Source organism: Vibrio sp. 2433-A1 (assembly GCF_056726085.1).
Genome location: NZ_JBRESC010000004.1, coordinates 118,588 through 135,125 on the forward strand (window position 1 = coordinate 118,588; position 16,538 = coordinate 135,125).

The 16,538-nt window shown below is 42.3% G+C and carries 15 protein-coding genes; 12 read left to right on the plus strand and 3 right to left on the minus strand.

What is annotated here, in order from left to right; all coding sequences use genetic code 11:
- Window positions 1-159 precede the first annotated feature (159 nt).
- The 7 genes from ACU01J_RS05760 (at window position 160) to ACU01J_RS05790 (ending at window position 7,404) form a co-directional block, all read left to right on the plus strand.
- Window positions 160-1,548, plus strand: a complete 1,389-nt coding sequence (locus ACU01J_RS05760) for an SLC13 family permease (protein WP_481084796.1) — start codon at window positions 160-162, stop codon at window positions 1,546-1,548.
- A gap of 539 nt (window positions 1,549-2,087) precedes the next feature.
- Window positions 2,088-2,531 (plus strand): PTS sugar transporter subunit IIA, encoded by a 444-nt coding sequence (locus ACU01J_RS05765; RefSeq protein ID WP_481084797.1) that lies wholly within the window; start codon window positions 2,088-2,090, stop codon window positions 2,529-2,531.
- A 60-nt stretch (window positions 2,532-2,591) separates the two neighbouring features.
- A complete protein-coding gene (locus tag ACU01J_RS05770; RefSeq protein WP_481084798.1) occupies window positions 2,592-3,998 on the plus strand; it encodes a PTS mannitol transporter subunit IIBC in 1,407 nt (468 codons plus the stop codon).
- 49 nt (window positions 3,999-4,047) lie between these two features.
- Window positions 4,048-5,319: a zinc-binding dehydrogenase gene (locus ACU01J_RS05775; RefSeq protein WP_481084799.1), complete on the plus strand. Its 1,272-nt coding sequence runs from the start codon at window positions 4,048-4,050 to the stop codon at window positions 5,317-5,319.
- A 56-nt stretch (window positions 5,320-5,375) separates the two neighbouring features.
- Window positions 5,376-5,894 (plus strand): MltR family transcriptional regulator, encoded by a 519-nt coding sequence (locus ACU01J_RS05780; protein ID WP_481084923.1) that lies wholly within the window; start codon window positions 5,376-5,378, stop codon window positions 5,892-5,894.
- A gap of 10 nt (window positions 5,895-5,904) precedes the next feature.
- Entirely contained in the window at window positions 5,905-6,639 is a 735-nt protein-coding gene (locus ACU01J_RS05785) for a nucleoside/nucleotide kinase family protein (protein ID WP_481084800.1), read from the plus strand.
- Between the two features lie 18 nt (window positions 6,640-6,657).
- Window positions 6,658-7,404: a PHP domain-containing protein gene (locus tag ACU01J_RS05790; RefSeq protein ID WP_481084801.1), complete on the plus strand. Its 747-nt coding sequence runs from the start codon at window positions 6,658-6,660 to the stop codon at window positions 7,402-7,404.
- 160 nt (window positions 7,405-7,564) lie between these two features.
- On the opposite strand, the gene ACU01J_RS05795 is transcribed toward ACU01J_RS05790, so the two are convergent.
- Entirely contained in the window at window positions 7,565-8,458 is an 894-nt protein-coding gene (locus ACU01J_RS05795; protein WP_481084802.1) for a dihydrodipicolinate synthase family protein, read from the minus strand.
- Window positions 8,459-8,484: 26 nt separating this feature from the next.
- On the opposite strand from ACU01J_RS05795, the gene ACU01J_RS05800 reads away from it, so the two are divergent.
- The gene (locus ACU01J_RS05800; protein ID WP_481084803.1) at window positions 8,485-9,561 is read left to right on the plus strand and encodes a MurR/RpiR family transcriptional regulator; all 1,077 of its coding nucleotides are present in this window, start codon (window positions 8,485-8,487) and stop codon (window positions 9,559-9,561) included.
- Window positions 9,562-9,618: 57 nt separating this feature from the next.
- Here the strand turns inward: ACU01J_RS05800 and nagA are convergent, their stop codons facing one another.
- A complete protein-coding gene (gene nagA, locus ACU01J_RS05805; protein WP_481084804.1) occupies window positions 9,619-10,773 on the minus strand; it encodes an N-acetylglucosamine-6-phosphate deacetylase in 1,155 nt (384 codons plus the stop codon).
- A gap of 252 nt (window positions 10,774-11,025) precedes the next feature.
- Here nagA and ACU01J_RS05810 point away from each other — a divergent pair, with 252 nt between their 5' ends.
- The 4 genes from ACU01J_RS05810 to nanQ are packed head-to-tail and all read left to right on the plus strand — an operon-like array spanning window position 11,026 to window position 14,657.
- Entirely contained in the window at window positions 11,026-11,733 is a 708-nt protein-coding gene (locus ACU01J_RS05810; protein ID WP_481084805.1) for an N-acetylmannosamine-6-phosphate 2-epimerase, read from the plus strand.
- On the plus strand, window positions 11,730-12,617 hold the full coding sequence (locus ACU01J_RS05815) for an N-acetylmannosamine kinase (RefSeq protein WP_481084806.1): 888 nt from the start codon (window positions 11,730-11,732) through the stop codon (window positions 12,615-12,617). Before ACU01J_RS05810 ends, ACU01J_RS05815 begins: the two co-directional genes overlap by 4 nt.
- 23 nt (window positions 12,618-12,640) lie before the next feature.
- Window positions 12,641-14,134, plus strand: a complete 1,494-nt coding sequence (locus ACU01J_RS05820; protein ID WP_481084807.1) for a sodium:solute symporter family protein — start codon at window positions 12,641-12,643, stop codon at window positions 14,132-14,134.
- Between the two features lie 55 nt (window positions 14,135-14,189).
- Complete coding sequence (gene nanQ / locus ACU01J_RS05825) at window positions 14,190-14,657, plus strand: N-acetylneuraminate anomerase (protein WP_481084808.1); 468 nt, start codon at window positions 14,190-14,192, stop codon at window positions 14,655-14,657.
- A 154-nt stretch (window positions 14,658-14,811) separates the two neighbouring features.
- On the opposite strand, the gene cueO is transcribed toward nanQ, so the two are convergent.
- Complete coding sequence (gene cueO, locus ACU01J_RS05830; protein WP_481084809.1) at window positions 14,812-16,401, minus strand: multicopper oxidase CueO; 1,590 nt, start codon at window positions 16,399-16,401, stop codon at window positions 14,812-14,814.
- Window positions 16,402-16,538 lie beyond the last annotated feature (137 nt).

A 16,538-nucleotide genomic window follows, 5' to 3' on the forward strand; every position in this document is an offset into this window, starting at 1 on the left:
TCGAAATGACAAAGGGAACTTATCTAAATTATTCATTAGCTTAACAATTATAACCGCGTTTATGATGTGGTTAACAAATTCGCAATAAAAAATATTTCTTTAGCGTGCTTGTGTGGGATCATTTGCTATGCCACTAGGCCCTCAATAGGAAATATAATAATGAATAGAAATGATAGTGTCCCTTTACCCAACAATACCCGAGAATGGTTTTTTAACCGCAACAGTATGATCATCCTTGCTGATATCGCTCTGTTTGCGGTTATGTACTTCACCCTACCTTTTGATCCTCAAGTTGTCTTGGGGATCTGTATGCTGACCTTTGTCGCTATCTTGTGGCTTACTGAAGCTCTGCACGTCACCGTGACGGCTATCCTAGTGCCAATTATGGCGGTGCTATTTGGTGTCTTTGATACTCAAACCGCGCTCAATAACTTTGCTAACTCCATCATCTTCCTTTTCTTAGGTGGCTTTGCTCTGGCTGCTGCAATGCACAGACAGGGACTGGATAAAGTCATCGCTGATAAAGTACTGATCATTGCTAAGGGCAAGATGAGCGTAGCGGTGTTTATGCTGTTTGGTGTGACAGCCGCTTTGTCAATGTGGATCAGTAACACGGCAACCACAGCAATGATGCTACCACTGGTTTTGGGCGTTCTAAGTAAAGTGAACTCTGAAAGCGGCCACAAAACTTACGTGTTTGTTCTACTGGGTATTGCTTACAGTGCCAGTATCGGTGGTATTGCGACGATTGTCGGCAGCCCACCGAACGCGATTGCGGCTGCTGAAGTAGGCTTAACCTTTACTGAGTGGATGAGCTTTGGCTTACCGACTGCGCTTATCTTGCTGCCAATCGCTATCGCCACTCTGTTTGTGATTTTAAAGCCTGATCTACAAGGAAAGTTCGAACTCAACCATGATGCAGTGAACTGGGATAAAGGTAAGGTGGTGACTTTAGCCATCTTTGCCGCCACAGTCTGCCTTTGGATATTCAGCAAGCCAATCAATGCGATGCTAGGTGGGTACGCGAAATTTGATACTGTGGTTGCGTTAGGGGCGATAGTGGCCGTGAACTTTGCACGAGTCGTGCATTGGAAAGATATTGAAAAGACCGCAGACTGGGGCGTATTGCTGCTATTCGGCGGTGGTATCTGTTTAAGTAACGTGCTTAAAGCAACAGGTACAAGTGTCTTCTTAGCCAATGGCTTGAGTGAGATGATTGCTCACCTTGGCATCTTCTTCATTATCGCCGTTATTGCTATCTTCGTGGTGTTCTTAACCGAGTTTGCCAGTAACACCGCAAGTGCCGCCTTACTAATCCCGGTATTCGCGACCGTTGCTGAAGCCTTTGGCATGTCACCAGTTATCTTATCGGTGTTAATTGCTGTGGCTGCGTCATGTGCGTTTATGTTGCCTGTTGCAACACCACCAAACGCAATCGTGTTTGGTTCTGGGCATATCAAGCAAAGTGAAATGATGCGTGTCGGCATTATTTTGAATGTGGCGTGTATTGTTGCACTGACGTTTATAGCGCTTACCTTCTGGGCGTAACGCGAATCTGATCATCAAGCCCTGTCAGTGATGGCAGGGTTTTTTATTGCCTTAAAAACTCAGTATTACGAAACCTCTAACCCTAATGAGGTGTTTTTGTCAGTTTGAGTGAGGATTGAAACCATCAAATTGGTTTATGTCTGATATTAGAAATTAAATGACAAAATAACTTCCTTTCGTCATCACATGAGATCTTTGTCACGGGATGTTGGGCGTATGAAGGGTGAAGTTATGAAATTGGGTCGGAATTAATGTCACAATATATTATTAGTCAACTAAGCTATGTTGATTTTTGTCACATTTATAATCTAATTTTTTATTTAAATTGTTGTAATTTAAGCCTTATTTTCGCTATTGAAATGTAGGAAAAACAAAATTTGAAATATTATTTCATTTTGATTATGAGTGATGAATCAATTAATAACACTTGACGGTGTGTTTTTAGAGATCGCTATCACAATATGCTGTGACTTCTCAGTTCTGACGTTTCCATCAATAATAAACCCAACAACAACGAACACGAACCACTGGGGTTTATTATGCTTTATGACCTTATTGACCACGACCTAATTGATGTCATCAACCACTCTGATTATCAATGGGAAGATGCCGTGAAAGAGACAACGCACTACCTTCAAAATAAAGGTTATGTTACCGCAGATTATGCCGAAGCGATTATCCAATCAACCTACGATAATGGCCCTTATTACGTGCTTTGTCCAGGAATTGCAATGCCTCACGCAAGACCGGAAGCAGGCGTGCTAAAAACTGGTCTTGGTATTCACGTGTTCAAATCTCCAGTCGACTTCGGCTCTGATATGGGCCCTGCTAATGTTTTGCTAACACTTGCAGCAAAAGACTCCGATACACATATCGAAGTGATTCAAGCACTTAGCGAAATGTTGGTTGATGAAGAAAATATAGCGAAGCTGTCAGCTTCGGCTTCAAAACAAGAAGTCTTAGAAATCATTAAGCATTACTAAGACCAACTTCCATCGTTTATGAGCTACAAAATAGTAGCCCTTTGTTAGAAGGAACATAACGTGAGCAAAAATGTAAGAGCAAAAGTGCAAGCCTTTGGTGGTCATTTGACTGCCATGGTATTGCCAAATATCGGAGCCTTCATCGCTTGGGGCTTTATTACTGCTTTATTTATCCCAACAGGTTGGATGCCAAATGCCTATTTTGGTGAACTTGTTGGTCCAATGATTACTTATTTATTACCACTGCTAATTGGTTATACCGGTGGTCAGATTGTTGGTGATAAACGTGGTGCGGTTGCTGGTGCAATCGGTACGATGGGTGTAATCGCCGGCGCAGACATCCCAATGTTTGTCGGTGCCATGATCATGGGGCCTCTAAGTGGCTGGGTGATTGTGCAAATCGATAAACGCCTGCAAGACAAGATCCCTTCTGGTTTCGAGATGGTGGTGAACAACTTCTCGCTAGGTATCTTCGGTATGATCATGTGTCTGTTTGCTTACGCGATTGTTGGCCCTGCTGTAACTGCGGCAAACCTTTTTGTTAAGTCAGGTATCGAAGCACTTGTTGCGACAGGTTTCCTTCCTCTACTTGCCATTATTAATGAGCCAGCAAAAGTTCTGTTCCTGAATAATGCCATTGACCAAGGTATCTACTACCCACTTGGCCTACAAGCGGCAGCGGAAACAGGTAAATCTATCTTCTTTATGGTGGCGTCTAACCCAGGTCCTGGTTTAGGTATGCTGCTGGCTTACGCAAAATTTGGCCAAGGTCTAAGTAAGAAATCAGCACCAAGTGCCATCATCATCCACTTCTTCGGAGGTATCCATGAGCTGTACTTCCCATATGTGCTAATGAAGCCAATCATGATTGTAGCGATGATCGCAGGTGCAGCGACTGGTATCGCAACATTCAACCTACTAGACGGCGGTTTGGTTGCAGGTCCAAGTCCAGGTTCGATCTTCTCTTACCTAGCTCTAACACCTAAAGGCAGCTTCATCGCGACTATCGCAGGTGTGACAACGGCAACCATCGTTTCATTCCTAGTGGCAAGCGCCATCCTGAAAGTGAGCAAGAAAGAAGAGGCAGAAGAAGAATTCGAACAATCCATCACTGACATGAAAGATATGAAAGCGGAAGGTGCGGTAGCAAAAGCCCCAGCGCAGGAAACGGCTCAAGCGGCATCAAAAGAGATTAAGTTTGTGGCATTCGCTTGTGATGCAGGCATGGGCTCAAGTGCGATGGGGGCATCAACCTTCAAACGTAAACTCGAAAAAGCGGGCTACGACGTCGAAGTGAAGAACTTTGCTATCGAGAAAGTCCCAAGTGATGCAGATGTAGTGGTCACACACGAAAGCCTAGAAAGCCGAGCGGTTAAAGCAACCGGACTGCCAGTCATCACGATTAAGAACTTCCTGCATGACCCAGCGCTAGACAACCTAATGGAAACGATTGGTCAGCAAGCTTAAATTCAAATTTCAGGGGCCATTCACTGGCCCCACTTTCGGAGAGAAAACTATGGTTCAAACAACAGCTGCTGTAATTTGTGGTGAGAAAGATGTTCAACTAAGAACGTTCGATTTACCGAAAATTTCTGATGATGAGCTTCTAGTTAAAAACATTTCAAATAGCATCTGCTTATCGACATACAAAGCGGCGCTATTAGGTTCAAAGCATAAACGTGTACCAGAAAAAATTGCTGTAGTTCCTGTGATGACAGGTCACGAATATGCGGGTGTGATTATAGAAGTGGGTGCTAACTTACAAGACAAGTTTAAGCCAGGTGAACCTTTCGTTCTGCAACCTGCAATGGGTCTTCCGACGGGCTACTCTGCGGGCTACAGCTACGAGACTTTTGGTGGCAACGCAACTTACTCAATCATCCCTAAAGTAGCGATCGACCTAGACTGCGTTCTACCATACAAGAGCTCTTACTATGCAAACGCTTCGCTTGCTGAGCCAATGTCTTGCATCATCGGCGCTTTCCATGCCAGCTACCATACCAAGCCATACGTTTATGAGCATGAAATGGGCATCAAAGAAGGGGGTTCTCTCGCTCTATTAGCGTGTGCAGGCCCAATGGGTATCGGTGCAATCGACTATGCGATTAATGGCCCAGTCAAACCAAGCCGAATTGTAGTGACTGATATTGATGAGTCACGTCTAGCGCGCGCAGAAAGCCTTATTCCAGTATCGAAGGCGGCAGAAAACGGCATTGAACTTCACTATGTGAATACAGCGAAAGTGGCAGACCCTGTGGCTTACTTAAAAGAGCTTAATGGCGGTAATGGCTACGATGATGTGATGGTTTACGCTGCAGTGGCGCAGGTCCTAGAGCAAGCAGACGAGCTACTAGGTAACGATGGCTGTCTGAACTTCTTTGCTGGCCCAACAGACAAAAACTTCAAAGTGCCATTTAATTTCTACAACGTGCACTATGAAGCGACGCACATTGTCGGCACATCAGGCGGCTCGACTGGCGATATGGTTGAATCGATTGAGTTATCGGAAGCGGGCAAAATCAATCCATCGTTTATGCTGACGCACGTTGGTGGCCTAGAAGCCGCGCAACACACGATTTTGAATCAGCTAGATATCCCAGGCGGTAAGAAGCTCATCTATCCACACATCGATTTACCATTAACGGCGATTGATGAGTTTCACAAATTGGCAGAGAAAGAGCCGTTTTTTGGCGAGCTAGATAGAATTCTCAAAGAAAATAACTACGTATGGAATGAGTTGGCAGAGCAAGCACTGTTAGAATTTTATGGTGTAAGTTTAACGGCTTAGTCGTCATCTGGTATTGTGGTGGCCGATTGGCTACCACAATATTTGAGGGATTAACTATTTCAGTGCAAGAAGAATTAGTAGACGAGTTAGACCGTTGCGAATCAGCAACCTGTTTTATCAAAACGTCTCATAAACTAATCAAAATAGAACTACAGAAGTTACTTCCGAGAGTTTTTGTACAAGATCCTCTCGTTATTGAATATGCGGTAACGCCCCTTTTGAAAGAGGATGGCCCGCTCGTCGAGATTGATGTTGTCTCTAAGCTGATGTTTGCAATGGGCAAGATTTCGATGGAAACCTATGCCGATATTGGTTTGTTTGACCAAATGTATGAGTACGTACGCCAGCACCCCCAAGAGATTTCGTTTGGCGATGATATGGTGTATGACTTTATCAGTAATCAGTCCAATCTTGCGAAGGCCGAAGGTAGTATCTATTTAGATTCAATCAATCAATTAAAGTTTTCGTCCTTTGATTCCTTTTCTCAGACTCGTTATGAAGCGCTCATTAAAACGGTACTTAAGCTTTGTTGCGAAGGTCTATTGGAAACAGTAGAGAACGAAATACTCAACTAGGGCATTTCGTATGAAAGTAACCTTGAACGTCAGTGGTTTTGAAACAGAAGCTATCTTCCCTGATAAAGATGTCGAGCAAATCCACGAGCCACTGGTACAAAAATTCTCACGCCTATTTCATGAAAAACAGCAGCGCACGGTGATTTTTCTGGCTGCGCCTCCGGGCAGTGGGAAATCGACCCTTGCGGCATTTTGGGAACACCTATCTAAAACTTTGCCTAATGTTGAACCTCTGCAGGTATTGCCTTTTGATGGCTTCCACTACCCAAATGAAATTCTTGATAACAACTCAATTGAACAGGATGGGGAGATCATCACCTTACGTTCCATCAAAGGGGCGTACCAAACCTTTAATTTGACCGCTCTTATCGACAAGTTAAAGCAACTGAAAGTGAAGAACCCGACTTGGCCATATTACGACCGCAACTTACACGATCCGGTCGATGATGCGATTTCAGTCGAGCAAGGTATTGTCGTTATTGAGGGCAACTGGTTACTACTCGACGAGCCAGTGTGGAATGGGCTGAAAGAGCTAGCGGATTTTACGATTTTTATCGACACCGATCCGAAATATCTTGAAGAGAGGCTGGTAAACCGTAAGATCCGTGGAGGCACTTCACCAGAAGAGGCCCAGCGTTTTTATGAGCAGTCCGATTCAAAGAATGTCGAGAAGGTGTTAAACCACTCGGTAGAGGCCGATTTGACGCTTTACATGAATCAAGATGGTTCATTTGAAATTAACTAACTGAATTTAGGAGGCACGATGGAAATCGTTGTCGACAGCCATACTCATACGATTGCCAGCGGGCACGCTTACAGCACTATTATTGAAAATGCGCAGGCCTCCAAAGCTAAGGGGCTAAAACTTCTTTGTACAACGGATCATGCTCCAGAAATGCCAGGTGCCCCCCACTACTGGTTTTTCAACAATCAAAGGATCTTGCCCCGCTTTCTTCATGATGTTGGCATTTTACGCGGCTGTGAAGCCAACACGCTTAATACTGACGGTGATTTAGATTTACCGCTATCATCTTATCAGCACCTTGATTGGGTCATTGCCAGCTTCCATGAGCCGGTATTTGCCCCATCGACTGAAGAAATGCACACCGAAGCGCTGATCAATGTGATTAAACAGGGTAAGGCAGATGTGTTAGGCCACTTAGGTAACCCTAACTTCCCGTTTGATATAAAAGCGGTTCTAGAGTGCGCTAAAGAGCACAACGTAGCGATTGAAATCAACAACACCTCGTTGACGGGGAAAAGCCGTAAAGGCAGCGACAGCCGCTGTGCGCAAATTGTCGAGATTGGTAAAGAGGTTGGCGTGTATTTTACGACGGGTTCTGATGCTCACTTTTGTGAGGAAATTGCTCACCTAGATTTGGCCAAAGCGTTGTTAGAGAAGTATGGTGTTGAGGAAGAAAAAATCATTTCGACTTCTACATCAAGGTTTTTGAATTTCTTGTTGTTGCGTGGCAAAGAACGCATTGAGGAATTTGCTGAGCTTTACTAAGTACCGTTCCTGATTCATGAAAAAGCCCTAGCAGCATAGCGTTACTAGGGCTTTTGTTTAGTCTAAGGCCATTTGGCTGATAGCTAATCAATACAATGATAAAGTCTATTTACGAAATGGTTAGGTAGTATCAAGTTGTATTATCTAGTGTTTATTGACGTTATTTTAGAAAGTTAGCAGCGCGCATTTTTTCAATGACACTATTTGTTTGCTCTTTTGTTAATGGCATTAATGGTAGGCGAACTCTACCAGCGTCGATACCGTGAAGAGACATTGCAGCCTTACCAGCAGCCACACCGCCAAATTCTACCAATACACGAATTAACTCAATCACGCTATCCATACCACGGTTAACTTTTTCAATATCGCCATTGTTAAAATCTGAAATAATTTGATGAAAGTGAGGCGCTGCATAATTATAGGTACTGCCTACAGCACTCTTTGCACCTAGTGCTAGTGCTGCTGGTAAGAATTCATCGACACCAAATGGGATATCATATTTACTATTGCAGGCACGTAGACAGCGTTGGTATTCATAGAGGTCAGGGCTGTTAAATTTAAGACCAGATAGGTTCGGAATTTTCTTGTCCGCTTTGATCAGAAACTGCTCCATATCCAAATTTACTCCTGACATACCAGAGTGGTAATAGTAGAAGCCTTTTGATGGAGCAGCAGCCGCTACCGTCGCACAATATTCTACCAGTGCATCAACCGATCCCGGTCTGAAAAAGCACGGGCCAATTGCAGAGGTTGCTAATATATCAAGCGTTTCTGCATGACGTGTCAGTTCAAGGGTATCTTCGATACTTAATGCACCGGTATGAACAATAAGATCAAGCTTACCATTCGCCGCCTTGACCCAGCGTTCAGCAATTGCCTTTCTTTCAGCTACACTACAGTGTATCCCCTCACCAGTGGTTCCACAGACATAGGCTCCAGTGACTCCATCCTTAATCAGATGTGCTGCGATTTTGTCAATCTCATTAAAGTTAACTTGGCTATTCTTATCAAATGGCGTATGTGGTGCGGCAATTAATCCTGTTAGTTTTTTCATAATAGAACGATCCTAAAGTTTAGAGAATGCAGCGTTTTGGTGTTACGCTTTGTATTGTATTTATATTATGGAGTTTTGCTCCTTTGTATAGCGATTTTATTGATATCCCTGTCGATTTTTATGGAGTTGTGCACCAGATCAAAGTTTATGTTCGGAGGCAAATGACATATACTGATGTGATATATCGGCAGAGTACAAAAGTCACCAACGTTAAGGATATCAATGAAATGACTGGAACAACCGACACAATTCAGGCAGGAAAAATCCTTGATACAATAGGTAGCCTCTATGATAGCTTTACTCCTGCGTCAAAGCGTATTGCTGACTTTGTATTAGCCCAGCCCAGTAAAGCCTATACGTTATCTATTGCAGAATTGTCGCAAGCTGTTTCAGCTGGTGATGCATCCATTATCCGCTTTTGTCGTTCGCTTGGGGTAAAAGGTTTCCATGAATTCAAAATGGCCCTCGCGATAGAGCTTTCTCAAAAAAATAAAGATGATGACAGTATTTTCGATACCGATGTGACTAGCTCAGATCGACCAGAGGTGATTGGAAAGAAGTTACAAAAAACCATTGATAATGTCCTTTCTGAGACACTTAACTTGTTAGATTTAGAAAAACTTAATCAAGTTAGCGAGTTAATAAAGCAAGCGTCATCGATTTACTTTCTGGGGGTGGGGTCATCTGGGATATCGGCTGAAAATGCAAAGTACCGATTTATGCGCATCGGCTTAAATGTAGATGCACTGACAACCAACCACTATATGTACATGAAGGCCGCATTGTTAACAGAAGGGGATATTGCGGTTGGGATCAGTCATTCAGGGCAATCACCTGAAACCACAAAAGCACTGAAAATTGCTAAACAGTCAGGCGCAACAACCGTTGCAATTACTCATAATCCTCGTTCATCCATCTGTGAATACGCAGATTATGTTTTGATAAATGGCAACCGACAAGGGCAACTGCAAGGTGACTCTATCGGGACTAAGATATCGCAGCTTTTTGTTTTAGATATGATTTACTGCCTTTTAGTGCAAGGGGATGAAAGTAATGCTTATTCAAGTAAGCTTCGAACAACCCAAGCACTATCATTAGATTAACTCTTATGGAGCAAAAGTACCGAATTTCTTTTGCTCCAACTTACTGATAGTTAATCACTAGACATTATTTTTTATCTTACCCATCTGAATTGTTTTCTGTACATTAAGGTCGTGATCTAGCAACGCAACATTGGCATAATATCCTGCTTCAATTTTGCCATATTGAGTATCAATACCAATGGCTTTTGCTGGATACAATGAAGCCATTCTCAGCGCCTCTTCTAAAGGTAATTGAACACGATTAACCAAGTTTTTTACGCCTTCAATCATGGTAATCGCTGCACCTGCTAAAGTTCCATCTTTATAGTGACAACGGCCATTGGTGACAAACGCCGGTGTTCCTGCCATATCATATTGCTGCATGCTCGTTCCAGCAGGAGTAACAGCATCGGTGACCATGAATAGTCGATGACCGAGTATTTGATGTGCAATACGTACATTTGCGTAGTCAGAGTGGATGCCATCGACAATTATGCCGGCGTATAACTTGTGGTCAAAAATATAGCCAACTGCACCGGGTGCTCTGGAGTTGAATGGACTCATTGCATTATATAAGTGTGTGGCCATACGTAGCCCTTTAGTTTCACATAGCTGCTCGTATGTAGCGTTGGTATGCCCTAATGAGACATGAATTCCAGCATCAGAGAGTGCTTGGATATAATCGCTAGAATTACATTCAGGAGCCAATGTTATCATTGTAACTTCATCTTGATGCTCAATAAGAAAAGCTAATGTTTGTGCGTCCAATTCACGGATAAATGTTTCGTTGTGCGCCCCTTTTTTGGCATGACTAATAAAAGGCCCCTCTAAATGTAAACCCAAAATACCTGCCTGTTGTCTTTGCTTGTACTGCTTTACAACCTGAATGGCTTGCTTTAACTGCTTAAGTTCACTGGTGATTAATGTAGGCAAAAACTGGGTAGTGCCTGATTGCAAATTGGTTTCGTTCATTATTTTGAGCGTTTGGGAGGAGACATCAATATTGAACAATACACCACCACACCCATTTATCTGTAGGTCAATAAATCCGGTAGTTGCTAAGCAACCTTGCCCATCTAAAACATCAATATTCTTAGGTACTAAGTCACTTGGCATGACATCAATAATATGTTGTCCATCAATCAGAATGGAATGATTCTTCAGTGTTCTATCTCCGGTAAATACATCGACATTGACCAGTGCATATCGGTTAAGTGTAGAGCTATTTTCCATGTTGTTTTTCCCAGTTTTTGTTATCAAATGTAGGGAGTATAACTCCAAAGGTTGAATGATAACATTGTAATTGCAGCTCAGCTTCAGTATGAAATAGTCAAATAGTAGGCTTATTGTGCGAATTGAATGATAAATATACTAATAATGTGAGAGAGATCAGCTTCATAATATTTTTATCTTGAAGTTTAGCTCCATGGTGACATTATGAAGTCAAGTTCCATTATTAATGAAGTTTTTGGAGTATTCATTCTTATGCAATCTAATACGACGGCTATTCTTAACACTCTACGCAAAGGATTCGTAGCATCTTGCCAGCCTGTTGATGGTGGTCCAATGGATAGGCCAGAAATCGTCGCTGCAATGGCAACCGCTTCAGTGGCCGGAGGGGCCATTGCGCTGAGAGTGGAAGGTATTGAAAATCTTAAAGCTGTCCGCCCGCATGTTGATGTACCTATCATCGGTATTGTCAAACGCGATCTTGATGACTCTCCCGTTCGCATCACCCCTTTCATTGAAGATATCAAAGATCTCCATAATGCTGGTGCCGATATTATTGCCATCGATGCAACGGATCGCTCTCGCCCAGTATCTGTTGAGTCTTTGGTGGCTGAAATACACCAGTTAGGTCGATTGGCCATGGCTGACAGTTCCAATTATGTCGAGGGCCTAAATGCTAAGAGGCTTGGCGTTGAAATTATAGGCTCAACTATGTCTGGCTATACAACGGAGGTCACTCCGGATAAACCGGACTTTGAACTTGTGAAAAAGCTAAAAAAATCAGGTTGTTTCGTCATGGCTGAAGGCCGCTATAACAGTCCTGAGTTAGCAAAGTTGGCGATAGAAAGTGGTGCAGACTCAGTCACTGTTGGTTCTGCGATTACACGAATTGAACATATATGCTCATGGTTTGCAGCTTCAGTGCGAGAAGGTCATGAGCAAGTCATGGAGAAAAGCGCATGAGTGTATGCCTTGCGATAGATATAGGCGGTACCAAAATTGCTGCGGCCCTAGTTCAAGATGAGGCTATATCGCAGCGTGTTCAGGTTGCCACACCTGAATCACCAGATCCATCGGTATTAAGCCGAGTATTGTCTGATTTACTCTCTCCACTTATAGAAGCGGCAGACTATGTTGCAGTTGCCTCAACAGGAATAATTAGTGAGGGGGTATTAATGGCACTAAACCCTAACAATTTGGGTGGTCTCAATAACTTTCCTTTAAAAACTGAACTAGAAGGCATCACCGCTCTACCATGTTACCTCATCAATGACGCTCAAGCGGCGTGTTGGGCAGAATATCAAATGTTACCAAGTGAAATCCAAGATATGGCATTTATAACGGTATCTACTGGGGTTGGTGCTGGGGTTGTTCTTGGTGGTGAATTGCAAATAGGTCGTCGTGGGATCGCAGGACATGCAGGGCATATGCAAGCGGATCCTAATGGGCCGCTATGTGGCTGTGGTCGCATCGGTTGCGTTGAAGCCATTGCATCAGGAACGGCCATAACAAAAGCAGGTCAATTGCTTTGGAACTCAGTGTCCAATGGGAGATGTATTTACGACAAGTGGCAATCAGGAGATGGAGACGCACAAGTTATCTTCAAGCGGTCAGCGCACGCTGTCGCTCAACTTATTTCAAACCTACGAATCACATTAGATATTGATGTTGTAACACTTGGGGGCAGTGTTGGCTTAGCTGAAGGTTACCTAGAGTTAGTCAACATTGAGCTTGCGAAAAACCCTCAACTGTTTCGGCCCGAATTGATTGTTGCAAAGGCTGGAGCTGATGCGGGGTTATTAGGGGCCGCACACTGGGCTCATCAATATTATAAAAAACATAATTAGAAACAAATAAAGGTCTATAAAAGATGGAAGCGAATTATTTCGGAACTCTGAACTACATAGTACTTTTCTTATACCTTGCAGGTGTAATGGGAGTGGGTGTTTATTTTGCACGAAGACAAAAGTCTAGTGACGATTATTTTAAAGCGGGGGGGCGTATTCCTGGGTGGGCAGCAGGTATTAGTGTATTTGCAACAACACTCAGCTCCATTACGTTTATGTCAATTCCGGCCAAGGCATACACTGATGACTGGACATTTCTCATTGGTCAATACATTGCAATAGCAATTCTGCCTTTTGTTTTTATGTTCTATATCCCATTTTTCCGCCGTTTAAATTTAACATCGGTATATGAATATTTGGAAAAGCGATTTGATCTAAAAATGCGCCTTTTTGGTAGTGTGTCATTCATGCTGTTCCACATTGGCCGCATTGCGATCGTAACCTATCTGACAGCGCTAGCGTTAATGCCTTTTATTGATATGAATCCACTTACTATTGTGTTCCTGATTGGTGTGTTATGCATTATATACACCTTCCTTGGCGGAATTGAGGGGGTTATCTGGACAGACGTAATGCAAGGTATCATGCTCTCAGTTGCTGCTGTGGGGATATTTATTGCTCTTTGCTTTAGTGTGAACGGGGGAATAAGTGAAATATTCGCCATGTCAGCCAATGCAGATAAATACTTCCCAGCAGAACAGTTCCGCTGGAGTTGGAGTGAGCCTACTATTCCTGTATTGATGATGGGATTCTTTTTCGCATCGCTGCAGCAATTCACGGCTAGCCAAGATGTTGTGCAGCGTTATATTGTGACGGATTCAATCGAGGAGACTAAGAAAGCCTTGGTAACTAACGCTAAGTTTGTTGCATTTATTCCAATTTTCTTCTTTGCTGTTGGTGCAGGTTTGTATGCCTTTTATTCTCAAAATGCGGGCTTACTTCCTGAAAACTTTAATACTGGTGGCGTGCTACCATTCTACATTATCACCCAATTACCCGCAGGTGTGGCTGGCCTAATCATTGCTGCCATCTTTGCGGCATCTCAGTCAAGTATTTCTAGTAGCTTGAATAGTATTTCAGCGTGTTATACCAGTGATATTTTTAATCGACTAGGGAAAAATACAACTAAAGACAATGCATTAAGAGTTGGTCGTATTGTCACTGTTGTTTCTGGTCTACTCGGTGTTGCGGCTTCTACCTACTTAATTTTGTCTGATGAGAGTCAAATCTGGGATGCATTTAACAGCTTACTTGGCCTAATGGGGGGACCAATGACAGGGTTATTTATGTTGGGTGTATTTATAAGAAATGCGACAGCAAGAAGTGCCTTAATTGGTGTCGTCTCAAGTGTCATTGCTACGCTGTGGGCTCGCTACTTTACTGACTTGAACTTCTTCTTTTACGGTGCAATCGGCACGATGACAGTGGTCATTGTCGGCTATATTTCTGCACTTTTACTGAAGGAACAACCAAAAGATGAAAGTCTAGACTTTGTACTGACGTCATCTGAAAAATAATCCTTATCAATGGCTTCTGATATGCGGGAAGCCTTTATAAATCTCAGAGGAAACTATGATTTTTGGACATATATCCCAAGCGGATAGGCAGCCTCTTCCTACGGCTATAATTGAAGCGCTGAATTTTATTAAAGATAGTGATTTGGTTAACTTAGAACTGGGGCGTCATGATATTAATGGCGACCTCATGTTTGCTAATGTTATGAGCTTTGAGACTGCTCCTGTGGAAACTAAACTTGCTGAAGTGCATAAGCAATACATTGATGTTCAGTGTTTGATTAGTGGTGAAGAGAAAATTCAATTTGCCTTAGAAAGTGAGCGCCATATTGCGAAAACTGAATATGATGCTGATGATGATTTCTATCTTTTAAGTGCAATGGATGCGCCTTCTGCTTTAGTTCTCAACCCTGGCGACTTTGCTGTCTTTTTTCCGCAGCAACCGCACAAACCAGGCTGTTGTGTAGGGAGTTCAAAACCAATTAAAAAAGTGGTAGTTAAAATCCACAAAGACTTATTGGCTTAGCTGAGTTACCTTTATGCACAGCAGATAAATTGAGACTATCCACACAAAACAGGAGGTAAATGGTATCATTTACCTCCTTTTACTATGGATAGTTAAAGAGTTAAAACGTTCATCACTCTAGTTGTCTTTATATATAAGTCATTGTTGAGTTTATTTAGGCAACGGTAAATTGCATCATCATTCCTGTATCTTCGTGTTCTAAAATATGACAGTGGGCCATATAAGGAAACTCTTTTGGAGCGGAATGATCAAATTTAACAAGTACTTCTGTTTCACCTTTCGGAAATACTGTCACAGTATCTTTCCATCCCATAAGGTGTGGCTCTGGTTGTTTGCCATTTATTAATAGAACTTGAAATCTACAACCATGAATATGGAAAGGATGTATCATCATATCTTTGCCTTGGCTGATCACCCAATGCTCCAGTTCACCTTTATTAACCTCTGCATCGATAACCTTCATGTCGAATGATTTACCGTTAATACCATTGATAGTTTTCAAATCCTCTTGTGTTAGCTTATGGGCCGATTTATTTATCATCATAGGCATCGACTTTTTACTTTCTGATGCCATTTCCATTCTTTTAGACAAAGATGATTTTCGCTCTCTCATTACAATCATTGCCTGAGAGTCTAAGCCGTCGCCCATTTCTAAAACGATATTTCGTTTCTTTTTAGCATCACTCAATTGGTAGCGTTTGATTGTCGTGAGGGTGTTCGGCAATTCCCCTTGACTGATACTTTTATTTGGTTTGAGTGTCATTAAGGTTACGATTTCATTGAAAGGAGGAAACATCATTCCCATTTGATGAAGAGGATGTGTAACTAGGTCAAATTGGTGTTCACCATCGACCTTAATTAATATTTCAAATCGTTCACCTGCTGACATTTGTAAAGACTTCATAGCGACCGGAGCGTTAAGAAAACCAGAATCAGAAGCAACAACGTAGAACTCTTGTTGATCAGAAAATGAGAGTAGATAACTGCGGGCATTAGAACCATTAAGTAAACGAAGACGCGACCAACCCTGAGGAACATCCAAAATAGGGTTGATTGCCCCATTTATTAACATAGTGTCTCCAGCAAAGCCGGTTGAAACGTTAACGATATCAAGTAACTTGTAGTCAAATTGACCATTAGAGTCGAATTTACGATCTTGGATTATGATCGGTATATCATTAATTCCCCAGTCAGACGGCAAGTTGAGCGCATCGCTCTCTTCATCTTCAATGACGAGCAGTCCGGCGATACCTCTCATTACTAACTCTGCTGTTTGCGGATACTGGTGTGGGTGAAACCAACAAGTCGCAGCAGGTTGGGTGATCGGTAAATCAACTTTCCATTGATCTCCTGCTTTTATCATTTGATGTGGTCCACCATCTTTATGTCCCGGAATTTCAAGACCATGCCAATGGAGTGTGACTGTTTCATCTAGATTGTTATTAACTTGAATGTTAGCGGTTTCCCCTTTACGCATTTTTAAGGCTGGACCAAGAAAATCTGTATTAATACCTGATGTTCGTGTAACAACATCCTCAAAAAAGCTAGACTTTCCATCATTAATATTTAAATAAACGGTTTCTTTTTTCGTTGTATCAACCAGAGGAGGAATAGGTAGAGGTTGACGAGTTAATAAATTCTTATTTGCACTTTTCAATACGGAAGAAAATGAATAGCTACTAGGGAAAGCAGTAAGCGCAATACCAGTTAATGTTGATTTCTTAATAAAACTTCTACGATCCATAAAATACCCTTAGCAAGAATTAATAGCAGTCAATGCATAGATACTGAAAATAAGATTCGATGAGATTTATATCTTTACTATATCGAATATTACTCCAATTAAATTCAGGCTAAACCTTTCCTTAGGGGTAAGGTCAA

Bases quoted from the DNA above. Each gene is read 5' to 3' on its own strand.
- ACU01J_RS05795 (WP_481084802.1), bottom strand. From the start codon at position 8,458: ATGAAAAAACTAACAGGATTAATTGCCGCACCACATACGCCATTTGAT.
- ACU01J_RS05785 (WP_481084800.1), top strand. From the start codon at position 5,905: ATGAAAGTAACCTTGAACGTCAGTGGTTTTGAAACAGAAGCTATCTTC.
- cueO (WP_481084809.1), bottom strand. From the start codon at position 16,401: ATGGATCGTAGAAGTTTTATTAAGAAATCAACATTAACTGGTATTGCG.
- ACU01J_RS05820 (WP_481084807.1), top strand. From the start codon at position 12,641: ATGGAAGCGAATTATTTCGGAACTCTGAACTACATAGTACTTTTCTTA.
- ACU01J_RS05800 (WP_481084803.1), top strand. From the start codon at position 8,485: ATGCAGCGTTTTGGTGTTACGCTTTGTATTGTATTTATATTATGGAGT.
- ACU01J_RS05810 (WP_481084805.1), top strand. From the start codon at position 11,026: ATGCAATCTAATACGACGGCTATTCTTAACACTCTACGCAAAGGATTC.
- ACU01J_RS05815 (WP_481084806.1), top strand. From the start codon at position 11,730: ATGAGTGTATGCCTTGCGATAGATATAGGCGGTACCAAAATTGCTGCG.
- ACU01J_RS05765 (WP_481084797.1), top strand. From the start codon at position 2,088: ATGCTTTATGACCTTATTGACCACGACCTAATTGATGTCATCAACCAC.
- ACU01J_RS05760 (WP_481084796.1), top strand. From the start codon at position 160: ATGAATAGAAATGATAGTGTCCCTTTACCCAACAATACCCGAGAATGG.
- nagA (WP_481084804.1), bottom strand. From the start codon at position 10,773: ATGGAAAATAGCTCTACACTTAACCGATATGCACTGGTCAATGTCGAT.
- nanQ (WP_481084808.1), top strand. From the start codon at position 14,190: ATGATTTTTGGACATATATCCCAAGCGGATAGGCAGCCTCTTCCTACG.
- ACU01J_RS05790 (WP_481084801.1), top strand. From the start codon at position 6,658: ATGGAAATCGTTGTCGACAGCCATACTCATACGATTGCCAGCGGGCAC.
- ACU01J_RS05775 (WP_481084799.1), top strand. From the start codon at position 4,048: ATGGTTCAAACAACAGCTGCTGTAATTTGTGGTGAGAAAGATGTTCAA.